Here is a 13595-nt window from a genome sequence, read left to right as displayed (position 1 = left end):
CCGCAATCACGGAACAAGGCGATTCACGCCGGGAGGATCGAAGGTGGTTATGAAACTCGAAGGACAATCGCCCGGGGCTGCATCCGGGATGGCATGGTCAGGTCGCCCGCGCGAGTACGGGCGAAAGCAGCAAAATCCCGCGCGCCGCTTCGGCGGTATCGCGATCGTCATCTGTTTGCACGTCGTGCTGGTCTACGCGCTGCTAAACGGCCTAGCAACGAAGGTCGTGCACGTCATTGCGCATCCGATCGAAACCAAAATCATCGAGCCGGTGAAGCCGCCCCCGCCGCCGCCGTTGCCGCCCGTGCAACTGCCGCCGCCGAAGTTTGCTCCGCCGCCGCCCCCGTTCGTGCCGCCGCCCGAAGTGCCCGTGCAGGCGCCGCCGCAAGCGACGATCACACATCAAGCAACACCGGTGCAGTCGGCCCCTGTCGTTGCGCCGCCCGCGCCCGCGCCGGTCAAGCCCGTCGTGCATACGGAGGTGGGCGTGGTGTGTCCGAACTCGGATCAGATCCGCGGATCGATCGCGTATCCGAAGGAAGCGCAGGAAAACGGCGATACGGGCGATGTGACGATCGAGTTCACGGTCGATCCGCAAGGCCATGTCACCAATGAACGCGTGGCCAAATCGTCGGATCACGACAGCCTCGACGACGCTGCATTCAAAGCGGTCAAGCGCTTCAATTGCATCGCACAAGGTCAAGCCGTTCGCGTGCAAGTGCCGTTCTCGTTCAACCTCAATTGAGCACGGCCGAGCATCGAGCAACCATGCACGTCGGCATTCGAGCGACACAGGTACAACAGGTTTCACGAGTTCAACGATTGAACCGAACTGGAGCAGATTATGAAGAAGCGTTCCCTCGCCGCATTGGCTAGCACCACGTTGATCGCCGTCGCAACGGTCAATTTCGCCTTGCCGGGCATCGCCTACGCGCAAGCGAGCGATACGGCCGCAGCGGCATCCAACACCGCAGCGCCCCCGCAGACCGCAGCTCCCGCAGCCGATCAACCGGCGCCCCCGCCGGCCCCGGCCGCCACCGAAACGGTAACCAACCCCTACGGCCTCGGCGCCCTCTGGAAGAACGGCGACTTCGTCGCGCGCTTCGTGCTGATTCTGCTCGTCGTCATGTCGATGGGCAGCTGGTACATCATGATCACTAAGTTCTTCGAGCAGTTCCGTGCAAACCGCCGCGCGAAGGCCGCCGACGAGCAGCTGTGGACGGCGCCTTCGCTGGCCGAAGGCGCGAAGCAACTGGACGAGTCCTCGCCGTTCCGTTTCATCGCGGAGACGGCGATCGAGGCAGGCGAGCATCATGACGAAGCGTTGCTCGAAGCGGTCGATCGCAATACTTGGATCGACGTGTCGGTGGAGCGTGCGATCACGAGCGTGTCCAATCGTCTTCAAGACGGCCTCGCCTTCCTCGCCACGGTGGGATCGACGGCGCCGTTCGTCGGCCTCTTCGGAACGGTGTGGGGCATCTATCACGCATTGACGGCTATCGGCATTGCAGGCCAAGCGTCGATCGACAAAGTCGCGGGGCCCGTCGGCGAGGCGCTAATCATGACGGCGATCGGTCTTGCGGTGGCCGTGCCCGCGGTGCTCGGCTACAACTTCCTCGTGCGTCGCAACAAGTCGGTGATGGAACGCGTGCGTGCATTCGGCGCACAACTGCACACGGTCTTGCTCGCGGGCGGCAAGCGCGCGGTGCGCGCGGCCAATCGCCCGGCCTCGCTCGTGCAGTAACCCCTGTTCCGACAATAAGCGAGGTCATTCATGGCTATGAGCGTTGGCGGCGAGGACGAAGACGAAGTCATCGCCGCGATCAACACCACGCCGCTCGTCGACGTGATGCTCGTGTTGCTGATCATTTTCTTGATCACCATCCCGGTCGTTACGCATACGGTGCCATTGCAGCTGCCCCATGAAACGGTGCATCCGCTGCAGACGACGCCCAAGAGCATCGAAATCGCTGTCAATAAAGACGGCGACTTCTTCTGGAACGAGACGCATGTCGATGGTCCGACGCTGCTCGAGAAGCTCAAGTCGGTATCGGCGATGGCTCCGCAGCCCGAGGTCCACGTGCGCGGCGATCAGAACACGCGCTACGAGTTCATCGGCCGAGTCATCACCGACTGCGAGCGCGCCGGCATCGCGAAGGTGTCATTCATCACTGAGCCACCCGCGCGCGGGGGCTGATTTGCCCCGAGAGGAAAGGAGTCGAATATGGGAATGAACGTACCTTCTGGCAGTGGCGGCGGCGAACCGGAAGTGATGGTCGACATCAACACCACGCCGCTGATCGACGTGATGCTCGTGCTGCTCATCATGTTGATCATCACGATTCCGATCCAGATGCACGCCGTGAAGATGAATCTGCCGGTCGGCAATCCGCCGCCGCCGGCGGTGCAGCCGCAAATCGTGCAGATCGATATCGACTTCGACGGCACGATGACGTGGAACGGCACGCCGATCCCGGACAAGGCCACGCTCGAATCGAAGCTCGCGCAAGTGGCGGCAGAGCCCGTGCAAGACGAGATCCACCTGCGGCCGAACAAGCTCGTGCCCTACAAAGACGTGGCGGCGGTGATGGCGGCGGCGCAGCGGGTGGGCGCGACCAAGATCGGTTTGATCGGCAACGAGCAATACATGCAATAAGGAAGTGGCAATGCGAACGATTCAACGACGGTTCAAGCACGCCGCGATCGTGGCCGCCTGCGGCGCGTTCCTCGCGCTGGCAGCCGCACCGGCCGCGACGTACGCGGCAGACACGCTGCGCCCCGAGGTGGGCAAGCCTTTGAACGATGCGCAAACGCTCTACCGGGCGCACAAGTATAAGGAAGCGCTCGCCAAGATCGCGCAGGCTGCTGCCGTTCCCGGCAAGACACCGTATGAGAACTTCATGGTCGAGGAAATGCGCGGTGCGGCGGCCGTTGCGGCGGGCGATACGGGATTGGCCGCGCAAGCGTATGAATCGCTGCTCAATGGCGGCAAGCTGCAAGGCGAAGACGAGCAACGCGTGACGGCGACGTTGGCGGGCATCTATTTTCAGGAGCGCAACTATCCACGAGCGATCGTGACCGCTCAGCGCTACTTGAAGGCGGGTGGCGGTGACCCGCAGATGCGCACGATGCTCGTGCAGTCGTACTACCTGTCGAACGATTGCGCGAGCGTCGTGAACTTGCTCAAACCGAGCATCGATGCGCAGACGAAGGCGGGGCATGCGCCCGACGAATCGCAATTGCAATTGCTCGGCACTTGCGCACAGCGCACGAAGAACGACGCGGCCTACCGCGGCGCGCTCGAAGCGCTCGTCGCATACCATCCGAAGCAGTCGTACTGGGATGATTTGCTGGCGGCGATTCGGAACAAGCCCGGTTATTCTTCGCGCCTCGATATCGACACCTATCGCTTGCGTCGCGCAACGAACGCACTGACGAGCGCTGACGATTACATGGAGATGACGCAGCTGGCGCTCGTTGCCGGCAGCAACGCGGAAGCCAAGCAAGTGATCGACCAAGGGTTTGCTTCGGGCGTGCTGGGCCGCGATCCGAAGACGGTCGCTCGCGAAAAGCGGCTGCAGGCGCTGGCCGCCAAGCGCGCGGCGGCCGGCGCCGACAAGGGCGATCCGCCCGCCGCAGTCGACGAGGGCTTGAACCTCGTTTTCGCGGGGCAGGCGAAAGACGGCATTGCGATGATGGACTCGGCGATTGCAGGCGGAAAACTGCAACATCCCGATCAAGCGCAGTTGCATCTAGGCGTGGCGTATTACATCGCCGGACAAAAGACCCGCGCCGTTCAAGCCTTCCGCGCCGTGAAAGGCACGGACGGATCGAGCGATTTGGCGCGGCTTTGGTTGCTGGTAGCGTCGAAGTGAGGCGGCGCTAGGGGGCAGCCGTCGCGCGTGGGGACATCACGCGCGATGGCATTTCAATTGCCTTCGATCGCTCCGATGAATCGTGCGCCGGGCTGCACCGGCGTGCGTCCAAACGCACTGAAAGAATGAGACTTTCCATCTTTCGCCTAGCATTCGCGATGGCGTTGGGGCTGGCGTGCGCGATCGGCGCCCAGGCCAAGCCGGCCATTGCGCAATTCGGCGATCCAAAATATCCGCCGAATTTCACGCATTTCGATTATGCGGATATCGATGCGCCCAATACGGGCACGCTGCATTTTCAGAATTACGACCAATCGCAGAGCTACGATTCGCTCAATCCGTTCATTGTGCGCGGCCTGTTCGCACCGGACGTACGCAATCTGATGTTCGACACGCTGATGCAGCGCAGCTGGGACGAGCTTGCTTCCGAATATCCGCTCGTCGCGGACGATGTGGAAGTCGCGCCGGACGGGTTATCGGCCACTTTCCATATCGATCCGAGGGCGCGCTTCTCGAACGGCGATCCGATCACCGCAAGCGACGTGAAGTATTCGTTCGATACGCTCAAGAGCGCTCAGGCGTCGCCGATGATCTCGTCGCAGTTCTCCGAGATCAAGCGTGCGACAGTGGTGGACCGCTCGACCGTGCGGTTCGAGTTCATCGACAACTCGCGCGCCGCGCCGCTGATTGGGGGGGACATCCCCGTGTTTTCGCCAAAGTGGGGTGCGCTGCCGGACGGAACCCATTTGCCGTTCGACCAGATCTCCGTGGAGCCACCCATCGCGAGCGGTCCCTATCTCGTCGAGGCGCGCAAGAACGACAAGGAGATCGTCTATCGGCGCAACCCGGACTACTGGGCCGCGAATTTGCCATCGCGTCGCGGCATGTTTCATTTCGATCGGATCGTCTTCAAGCTCTACCTCGATCAATACACGAAGCTCGAGGCGTTCAAAGCGGGCAACGACGATGTCGACCGCGAATACAGCGCCACGCAATGGGCGCGCAAGTACATCGGCAAGAATTTCGATTCGGGACTGCTCAAGAAAGAGACGTTTCCCGATGGCCCGGCTCAGATGCAGGGCTTCATGATCAACACGCGTAAGCCCGAATTCCAGGATCGGCGCGTGCGTCATGCGCTCGCGCTCGCATTCGACTACGACTGGATGAACCGCATGATGTTCTACGGTCAATACACGCGGCTCAACAGCTTCTGGGACGCCAGCCCATTCGGCGCCACGGGCATGCCGAGCGAAAAGGAATTGAAGCTGCTCGAGCCGTTTCGCGCCGAGTTGCCGCCGGACGTTTTTGGCCCGATGGTGCAGCAGCCGAGCACGAAGCCGCCGGGCTCGTTGCGGGCCAATCTTCGGCAAGCGCGCGAGCTGTTGGCCCAGGCCGGTTGGCACTATCGCGACGGCGCGCTGCGCGACGCCGCGGGAACGCCGATGAGGCTCGAAATCATGGATGACGAGCCCGGTTTCGATCGTCTGTTGATTCCATATATGCAGGCGTTGCAAACGCTTGGCATCGATGCGCATATGCGCGAAATCGATAGCGCGCTGTATCAGAAGCGGATCGACAGCTTTCAGTTCGATGTGACCACGTACATCTATCCGCCGGTGACGATCCCGGGCATCGAGCTCGAGCGCCGCTTCAGTAGCCGAGCGGCATCGCAAATCGGTTCGGAGAACTACTCGGGCATCCGCTCGAAGGCGGTCGATGCACTCGTGCACGCGGCCATCGCGGCCACTAACCTCGACGATCTCGAAGCGGCGACGCGTGCGCTCGACCGGGTGCTGATCAACGAGTATTACGTGGTGCCGCAGTATTACGAGCGCGATGTCCGCATCGGCTACAAGACGACGATCGGTCACCCGCGTGTCGTGCCCAATTCGTATCAAGCCGAAGATTGGATCATCGATTACTGGTTCCGCGGGAAGAAGGGGGCAGCGACCTTGCAGGCATCGGCGACCCCCGCCAACGCGCAGGGCGCTGCGCACTGACAGATCGAAATACCGAGGATTTCTAACGGCCATGTTCGCTTATATTCTTCGACGTTTGCTGCTGATGATTCCGACACTGATCGGCGTCGTTACGCTGACTTTCGTCGTCACGCAGTTCGTGCCTGGGGGCCCCGTCGAGCAGATGGTGACTCAACTGCGCCACGGCCAAGCCAACCACGGCGGTGATGGCGGGGGCGGTGGCGGTGGTGGATATCACGCGAGCCAGGGCGTCGACCCGCAGCAGATCGAACAAATCAAGAAGCAGTTCGGTTTCGACAAGCCGCCGCTCACACGCTATTTCCTGATGCTCAAGCACTACGCGACGTTCGATCTCGGTCAGTCGTACTTTCAGCATGCGAGCGTGTGGCGCGTGATTCGCAACAAGCTGCCCGTATCGATTTCGCTGGGCTTGTGGACGATCGTGCTCACCTACGCAATTTCGGTGCCGCTCGGCATTGCGAAGGCCGTGCGCAACGGGTCTCGATTCGACGCGGTAACGAGCGTGCTGGTGTTGGTCGGATATGCGATACCCGGCTTCGTGCTGGGCGTGTTGCTATTGATGTTGTTCGGCGGCGGCACGTTTTGGCAGGTGTTTCCGATGCGCGGACTGACCTCCGACAACTTCGCCGATCTGACGACCTTTGGCAAAGCGCTCGACTACCTGTGGCACATGGTGTTGCCCGTTACGGCGTCGGTCGTCGGCAATTTCGCCATCGTGACAATTCTCACGAAGAACACTTTCCTCGAGGAAATCGGCCGGCAATACGTGCTCACGGCCCGCGCCAAGGGGGCGCCCGAACGCGACGTGCTGGGCAAGCATGTATTGCGCAATGCCGCCATTCCCCTGCTGACGGGCCTGCCCGCCGCGTTCGTCGGCGCATTTTTGAACGGCAACCTGCTGATCGAGACGCTGTTCTCGCTCGACGGCATGGGCCAGCTTTCATACGACTCGGTGATCCGCCGCGACTACCCCGTGGTGCTCGGCTCGTTGTTCTTGTTCACATTGATCGGTCTCGTCACCAAACTCATCGCTGATGTCTGCTATGTCCTCGTCGACCCCCGCATCCAATTCGACCGCATGGACCGCTAAGGCGGCCGGCGTCCCGCTAGCGTCGCCCTCGCCGTGGCGGCGCACGTGGCTTCGCTTCAAGCAGCAGCGGCTCGGCTATTGGAGCCTGCTGATCTTCGCCGTGCTGTTCGTCGTCAGCCTCATGGGCGAGGTGCTATGCAACGACAAGCCGCTCGTCGTGCGCTACGACGGCCATTACTACTTTCCGATCGTGAAGACTTATCCGGAAACGCAGTTCGGCGGCGATTTCCCCGCAAAGACGAACTTTCTCGATCCGTATATTCGGTCACGGATCGAATCGAACGGCAATTTCGCAATCTATCCGCCGAACCATAACTACTACGACACCATCGATTACTTCGCCGTGCGGCCGTTCCCCGCGCCGCCGTCATCGGCCAATTGGCTCGGGACCGACCAGTTCGGACGCGACGTGCTTTCGCGCTTGTTATACGGCTTCCGCGTGTCGGTGCTCATGGCGTTGGCGTTGACCGCATCGGGCGTTTTCTTCGGCGTCCTCACCGGGGCGTTGCAAGGGTTCTACGGTGGCCGCACCGATCTGATCGGGCAACGCTTGATCGAGATTTGGGCGTCTATGCCCGATCTCTATCTGCTCATCATCTTCGCCTCGATCTTCGAGCCTACGCTGTGGCTGCTGTTCATTCTGCTGTCGATGTTCGGATGGCTCGTGCTGTCCGACTATGTGCGCGCCGAATTTCTGCGCAACCGCTCGCTCGATTACGTGAAAGCCGCGCGCACGATGGGGCTCTCGAATTGGCAGATCATCTGGCGTCACGTGCTGCCCAACAGCCTGACGCCTGTCATCACGTTCCTGCCGTTTCGCATGAGCGCCGCGATCCTCTCGCTCACGAGCCTCGATTTCCTAGGCCTGGGCGTGCCGCCGCCCACCCCAAGCCTTGGCGAGCTGTTGCAAGAAGGCAAGAACAATCTCGATGCCTGGTGGATTTCCATTTCCGCATTCGCTGCGCTGGTCGTGACGCTGCTGTTGTTGACGTTCATGGGAGACGCGCTGCGCAACGCGCTCGATACGCGCAACCGCGGGTCCGCTTTCGGGGGAGCGAAGTGATGCGCACCGGTCCTTTGCTCAGCATCGAAAATCTGTCGATCAGTTTCGGGGAGAAACAATGCGTGCGTGCGTTGACGCTCGCGATCGCGCGCGGGGAGCGGGTTGCGCTCGTAGGCGAATCGGGGTCCGGCAAGAGTCTGACGGCTCTCTCGATCTTGCGTCTCGTGCCCGATGCGACGGTGTCGGGCCGCATCCTGTTCGAAGGCGAGGATCTGCTGACGAAGACGGAGCAGCAGATGCGCGGCATGCGTGGCGCCGATATCGCCATGGTGTTTCAAGAGCCGATGACGGCGCTTAACCCCCTATACACGGTAGGCAAGCAGATCGCCGAAAGCTTGCTTTTGCACGAGGGGTTGCGGCCGAACGCGGCGCGCGCACGAGGGATCGAACTGTTGCGCCGAACCGGCATTCCCGAGCCCGAGCGCCGCATCGATAGTTTTCCGCACCAGCTTTCCGGCGGCCAGCGCCAGCGCGCGATGATCGCGATGGCGCTCGCGTGCCGCCCGCGTCTGCTGCTGGCGGACGAACCGACGACGGCGCTCGACGTCACCGTCCGGCAGCAGATCGTCGATCTGCTGATCGACCTGCAGGAACAGGAGGCAGCCGAGCGCGGCATGGCGGTGCTGTTGATCACGCACGATTTGAATCTCGTGCGGCGCTTCGCGCAGCGCGTGGCCGTGATGGAAAAGGGCGTGCTGGTGGAAACGAACACGACCGACGCGCTATTCGCCGATCCCCAGCATCCGTATACGAAACGCCTGCTCGATAGCGAGCCGCATCGATGCGTCGATCCGGTGCCGCCCGAATCGAATCCTGTTCTCGAAATCTCCGGTCTCTCGGTCGATTACCGAACGAGTGCGAAGGGGCTGCGCGGACTATTCGGCAGCGCGGCGTTTCGCGCGGTGCAGGACGTCGATCTCACGTTACGGCGGGGCGAAACGGTGGGCATCGTCGGCGAATCGGGCTCGGGCAAATCAACGTTGGCCGCAACGGTGCTGGGGCTGCAGCGTGCGGCTCACGGGGAAATCAAAATCGGCGGGCGCACGCTTGCCAGCTATCGATCATCGAGCGCGCAATGGTGCGCGCTGTGCGCGCGGATGCAAGTGGTCTTTCAAGATCCGTTCGGGTCGCTTTCGCCTCGCATGACGATAGAGCAGATCGTCGGCGAAGGGCTGCGAGTTCACAAGCCGCATCTGGCCGCAAAGGAGCGCGCGGCGCGCGTGGCCCAATTGCTCGAAGAAGTGGGGCTGCCCGCCGATGCCCTGCTGCGCTATCCGCACGAGTTCTCGGGCGGCCAGCGCCAGCGTATCGCGATTGCTCGGGCGTTGGCCGTCGAGCCGCAGTTGCTGGTGCTCGACGAGCCGACGAGCGCGCTCGACGTGTCGGTGCAGCAGCAAGTGCTGACATTGCTCACCGGGTTGCAAAAGAAGTATGGGCTCAGCTACCTGTTCATCACGCACGATCTCGCCGTCATGCGCGCCATGGCGCACCGCGTCGTCGTGATGAAGTCCGGCCGCATCGTCGAGGCGGGCGATACGCTCGATGTGCTGCGCGCGCCATCGCATCCCTATACGCAATCGTTGTTGGCCGCTTCGATGCAATTGCCGGAGCCCGACGCGAGCGAGGCCGTTGCATGAGGGAGCAGCGTTGTAGGCGTAACGCGACGTAGAGCGGCGCAAGCCGGTACGTTTGAGCTAGCGCTCGCATCGCATGGACGAGACACATCACGCCAAACAACAACAACGGAGGATGCAAGCACGTGCCGTCTTTTTTCATCGACCGTCCGGTGTTCGCATGGATCGTCGCGCTCTCGATCATCGTCGCGGGTGCGCTCGCGTTGCCGATGCTGCCCGTCGCCCAGTATCCGCGGCTCGCACCGCCGCGCGTCATCATCGATGCGCAGTATCCAGGCGCATCGGCGGAAGAGGTCGATAGCAACGTCGCGAGCTTGATGGAGCAGAGCTTGGACGGCGCGGAGGGCCTGCAGTACTACGAGACGACGAGCGATGCGCTGGGCGAAGTCGAAATCGTCGCTACGTTCGCGGCCGGGACTAATCCCGATTTGGCGATGGTAGACGTGCAGAACCGCTTGAAGCAAATCGAGCCGCGGTTGCCGCAGCAAGCGGTGCAACAGGGCATTTCGGTGTTCAAGGCGGCAAATACGTTCCTCATGCTCGTGACGCTCGTGTCGACGGATGGAACGCGCGATTCGGCCGCGCTCAGCGACTACTTGAACCGGTTTTTGTTGCGCGAGCTCAAGCGCACGCCCGGTGTGGGCGCGGCGCAACTGTGGGACGCCGATCGCGCGATGCGGGTGTGGCTCGATCCTATGAAGCTGCGCGAGTACGGGCTGTCCCCGGCCGACGTCTCGACGGCCATCCGCGCGCAGAACGCGACGGTCACCGCGGGGGCGATAGGCGATGCGCCGGCCGTCGACGGACAGGCGTTGACGGCCTCGGTCACTGTGCGCGGCCAATTGCGTACGGCGCAGGAGTTCGCCGCCATCGTGCTCAAGGCGCAGCCCGACGGCTCGGTCGTGCGGCTCGGCGATGTCGCGCGCGTCGAACTCGGGCGCGACACGTACACCTTCTGGTCGCGCTTGAACGGCAAGCCTGCCGCGACGGTCGGCATCCAACTCGGGCCGCTCGGCAACGCGCTCGAAACCTCGAACGCGATTCACCGGCGCGTCGCCGAACTGTCGAAGACCTTGCCGCCTGGGATCGCCGTCGAGATTCCGTATGACGGGGCGCATTTCGTCAAGATTGCGATTAGCGAAGTCCTGCTCACGCTGATCGAAGCGATCGTGTTGGTGTTTTGCGTGATGTGGCTGTTTCTGCGCGATCTTCGCTATACGCTCGTGCCCACGATCGTGATTCCGGTCGCGCTGATGGGCGCGTTCGCGGCCATGTACGCGTTCGGGCTTTCGATCAACGTTTTCACGTTGTTTGGGCTGGTCCTGGCGATCGGGATTCTGGTCGACGACGCGATCGTCGTCGTCGAAAACATCGAGCGCATCATGCGCGACGAAGGGCTTGCGCCGCGCGAGGCGACGCGCAAGGCGATGGCGCAGATCGGCGGGGCGATCGTCGGCGTCACGGCCGTGCTGACGGCGGTATTCGTCCCGATGGCGTTCTTCGACGGCGGCGTCGGCGGCATCTATCGTCAGTTCTCGATCGCCATGATTGCGGCGATCCTCGTTTCCGCGTTCATGGCGCTTTCGCTCGCCCCCGCGCTGTGTGCGAACTTGCTCAAGCCGCCGCGCGATGAGGGCGCGACGGGCCGCGGCATGGCTGCGCGGTTTCTTCGGGGGTTCGAACGAGCATCGGACCGCTATCGCGCGATCGTCGCGAAGTTGCTTCGTCATCCTAAGCGTTTCTTCGCCGTGCATCTGGTCATGATAGGTATCGGCGCGCTGTTGTATGCATCGTTGCCCGGCGGGTTTCTGCCGACCGAGGACCAGGGCCAGCTTCAGGTGATGGTGCAATTGCCGCCCGGGGCATCGCAGCAACGCACCTACGCCGTCATTCGCCAGGTCGAGGACATTCTTCATCGGCAAAGCGCGGTCGAGAACGTGACGAGCGTGATCGGTTGGAGCTTTGCGGGCAACGGTCAAAACGTTGGCATGGCGTTCGTTGCTCTGAAGGACTGGTCGCGTCGCAACATAGATGCGCTTGCGTTGCGCGACCGTTTGAATCAGTCGTTCGAGAAGATCGGAGATGGCCAGGTGATCGCGCAATTGCCGCCATCGGTTCCTGGAATGGGCCATGCGGAGGGCTTCACGTTCCATCTCGAGGACCGCGGCGGCATGGGCAATGCCGGCTTGGAAGCGGCCCGCGAGCATATGCTCGAATTGGCGCGCAAGAGTGCCGTGCTGGCCGATGTTCATTCCGAGACGCTGCCCGATGCGCCGCGTGTCGTGCTCGAGGTCGATCGGGCCAAGGCGTATGCGATGAATGTGTCGTTCGATGCGATCGAAGACGTGCTCGGCAACACGTTCGGCATGTCGTACGTCGACGATTACCCCGCCGCGGGCCGCATGTTGCGCGTGCTGGTAACGGCCGAGTCCCAAGCGCGCATGGCCGATGCCGATTTGCTGAGCCTGGCGGTGCGCAATTCGGTCGGCAAGATGGTGCCGTTCTCTGCGTTTGCGTCGTTGAAGTGGTCGCGCGGGCCCACCGTGCTGGCGCGCTACAACGGCTATCCGTCGCTCGACGTGACGGGCCGTGCGGGGGACGGCTACAGCTCCGGTGCGGCGATGGCGGAAATGGAGCGGCTGGCTGCGCAACTGCCCCAGGGCACAGCCTACGATTGGGCCGATGCGGCGCTGGCGGAAACGCAGGCTGCACGGCAGACGCCGCTTCTCATCGGCTTATCGTTGCTCGCTGTTTTCATGGCGCTTGCCGCGCTCTATGAAAGTTGGTCGATTCCGCTTTCGGTGCTGATCGTCGTGCCGCTCGGCATGATCGGCGCTGTCGCGGCGATGCTCGTGCGAGGTTTGCCGAACGACATCTACTTCAAAATCGGGCTGGTGACCGTCATCGGGCTCGCCGGGAAGAATGCGATCTTGATCGTGCAATTCGCACGCGATGCGCGCACTCACGGCGTCGCGCTCGTAGATGCGATCGTGCAAGCATGTGCGATGCGTTTCAGGCCCATCGTGATGACGTCGGCGGCATTCTTGCTGGGCGTCGTGCCACTCGTGTTCTCGAGCGGAGGTGGCTCGGAAAGCCGCCATTCGATCGGCACCGGCGTGTTCGGCGGCGTGATCGCAGCGACGGTCCTCGGCCTCGCATTCACGCCCGTTGCATTCCATGTCGTCATGCGCGCAACGCAGCGGCGCGCTTCGTCGGGCGGCGAGCGGAAAGCAGACCGCGAACAAGCGAGTGCCGACGGCGTGCCCGATCCCGAAAGGGAGTCGTCATGAATGACGGCATGAGGCGCCACCGCAAGACTTACGAACACGGCGCATGGATCGAGGATGACCGGGCGCAGTCCACCGTGCTTGGACCGAAGATTCGCTCGTTGCGCCAGCGCTTGGCGTTGACGCTCGACGAGACCGCCACGCGCGCGGGCATCTCCACGCCGTTCTTGTCGCAGATCGAGCGTGGCCGAGCGCGGCCTTCGCTCGCGACGTTAGTGTCGATCGCTCGCGTGCTCGGCGTCGAGGTGCAGTATTTGCTCGACGCGCCGCGCGAGGAACGATTCGTCGCGCGCGGCGATCACCTGACCTTCTTCGGCTTTGCCGATGCCGACAAGCGTTTCGCGCGGCTCACGCGAATCACCGCCGGCGGCCGCATGGAGGCGCTGCTCGTGCGCATCCCGGCCGGGCGCAAGCTCGACGACATCACCGCACGCGCGGGCGAGCAGTTCTGGTATGTGCTCTCGGGCACCGTGACATTGACGCTCGAAGGCAAGACCTACGTCTTCCGCGAAGGCGATTCGGCGCATTACGATTCGACCGATGCGCATTATTGGGAAAACACGGGAGAGCAGGAGGCCTTGCTCATGTGGGTCGGCACGCCCAACCTTTTGTAGGGGGCGAGCAGCGGCGAAAGCCTAAAACCGAC

The 13595-nt window shown here is 62.6% G+C and carries 11 protein-coding genes; all 11 read left to right on the top strand.

The window, feature by feature from the left end:
- Positions 1–49 precede the first annotated feature (49 nt).
- The 11 genes from MMB74_RS25655 (at position 50) to MMB74_RS25605 (ending at position 13563) form a co-directional block, all read left to right on the top strand.
- Positions 50–745, top strand: coding sequence for an energy transducer TonB (locus MMB74_RS25655; RefSeq protein WP_277431474.1), 696 nt, complete (start codon positions 50–52; stop codon positions 743–745).
- Positions 746–844: 99 nt separating this feature from the next.
- Positions 845–1744 carry a MotA/TolQ/ExbB proton channel family protein gene (locus MMB74_RS25650; protein ID WP_277431473.1) on the top strand — a complete coding sequence of 300 codons (900 nt, stop codon included), beginning with the start codon at positions 845–847 and terminating at the stop codon, positions 1742–1744.
- 30 nt (positions 1745–1774) lie between these two features.
- Positions 1775–2197, top strand: coding sequence for a biopolymer transporter ExbD (locus tag MMB74_RS25645; protein WP_277431472.1), 423 nt, complete (start codon positions 1775–1777; stop codon positions 2195–2197).
- Between the two features lie 27 nt (positions 2198–2224).
- Positions 2225–2656 (top strand): biopolymer transporter ExbD, encoded by a 432-nt coding sequence (locus MMB74_RS25640; RefSeq protein ID WP_277431471.1) that lies wholly within the window; start codon positions 2225–2227, stop codon positions 2654–2656.
- A gap of 10 nt (positions 2657–2666) precedes the next feature.
- Entirely contained in the window at positions 2667–3875 is a 1209-nt protein-coding gene (locus tag MMB74_RS25635; RefSeq protein WP_277431470.1) for a tetratricopeptide repeat protein, read from the top strand.
- A gap of 125 nt (positions 3876–4000) precedes the next feature.
- Positions 4001–5875, top strand: coding sequence for an extracellular solute-binding protein (locus MMB74_RS25630; RefSeq protein ID WP_277431469.1), 1875 nt, complete (start codon positions 4001–4003; stop codon positions 5873–5875).
- 31 nt (positions 5876–5906) lie between these two features.
- Positions 5907–6965 (top strand): ABC transporter permease subunit, encoded by a 1059-nt coding sequence (locus MMB74_RS25625; protein ID WP_277431468.1) that lies wholly within the window; start codon positions 5907–5909, stop codon positions 6963–6965.
- Positions 6919–8028: an ABC transporter permease gene (locus tag MMB74_RS25620; RefSeq protein WP_277431467.1), complete on the top strand. Its 1110-nt coding sequence runs from the start codon at positions 6919–6921 to the stop codon at positions 8026–8028. The genes MMB74_RS25625 and MMB74_RS25620 overlap by 47 nt, the downstream gene beginning before the upstream one ends.
- Positions 8028–9665, top strand: a complete 1638-nt coding sequence (locus MMB74_RS25615) for a dipeptide ABC transporter ATP-binding protein (protein ID WP_277431466.1) — start codon at positions 8028–8030, stop codon at positions 9663–9665. Before MMB74_RS25620 ends, MMB74_RS25615 begins: the two co-directional genes overlap by 1 nt.
- 122 nt (positions 9666–9787) lie before the next feature.
- Positions 9788–12952, top strand: coding sequence for a multidrug efflux RND transporter permease subunit (locus tag MMB74_RS25610; protein ID WP_277431465.1), 3165 nt, complete (start codon positions 9788–9790; stop codon positions 12950–12952).
- Positions 12949–13563 carry an XRE family transcriptional regulator gene (locus tag MMB74_RS25605; RefSeq protein ID WP_277431464.1) on the top strand — a complete coding sequence of 205 codons (615 nt, stop codon included), beginning with the start codon at positions 12949–12951 and terminating at the stop codon, positions 13561–13563. The genes MMB74_RS25610 and MMB74_RS25605 overlap by 4 nt, the downstream gene beginning before the upstream one ends.
- Positions 13564–13595 lie beyond the last annotated feature (32 nt).

Source organism: Trinickia sp. Y13 (assembly GCF_029522115.1).
Taxonomy (GTDB): domain Bacteria; phylum Pseudomonadota; class Gammaproteobacteria; order Burkholderiales; family Burkholderiaceae; genus Trinickia.
Note: the sequence above shows the minus strand (reverse complement) of the source record. Positions and strands in the feature narration are given on the sequence as shown.

Excerpts from the sequence above, each read along its gene's own strand:
- MMB74_RS25655 (WP_277431474.1), top strand. The coding sequence starts at position 50 with ATGAAACTCGAAGGACAATCGCCCGGGGCTGCATCCGGGATGGCATGG.
- MMB74_RS25650 (WP_277431473.1), top strand. The coding sequence starts at position 845 with ATGAAGAAGCGTTCCCTCGCCGCATTGGCTAGCACCACGTTGATCGCC.
- MMB74_RS25645 (WP_277431472.1), top strand. The coding sequence starts at position 1,775 with ATGGCTATGAGCGTTGGCGGCGAGGACGAAGACGAAGTCATCGCCGCG.
- MMB74_RS25640 (WP_277431471.1), top strand. The coding sequence starts at position 2,225 with ATGGGAATGAACGTACCTTCTGGCAGTGGCGGCGGCGAACCGGAAGTG.
- MMB74_RS25635 (WP_277431470.1), top strand. The coding sequence starts at position 2,667 with ATGCGAACGATTCAACGACGGTTCAAGCACGCCGCGATCGTGGCCGCC.
- MMB74_RS25630 (WP_277431469.1), top strand. The coding sequence starts at position 4,001 with ATGAGACTTTCCATCTTTCGCCTAGCATTCGCGATGGCGTTGGGGCTG.
- MMB74_RS25625 (WP_277431468.1), top strand. The coding sequence starts at position 5,907 with ATGTTCGCTTATATTCTTCGACGTTTGCTGCTGATGATTCCGACACTG.
- MMB74_RS25620 (WP_277431467.1), top strand. The coding sequence starts at position 6,919 with ATGTCCTCGTCGACCCCCGCATCCAATTCGACCGCATGGACCGCTAAG.
- MMB74_RS25615 (WP_277431466.1), top strand. The coding sequence starts at position 8,028 with ATGCGCACCGGTCCTTTGCTCAGCATCGAAAATCTGTCGATCAGTTTC.
- MMB74_RS25605 (WP_277431464.1), top strand. The coding sequence starts at position 12,949 with ATGAATGACGGCATGAGGCGCCACCGCAAGACTTACGAACACGGCGCA.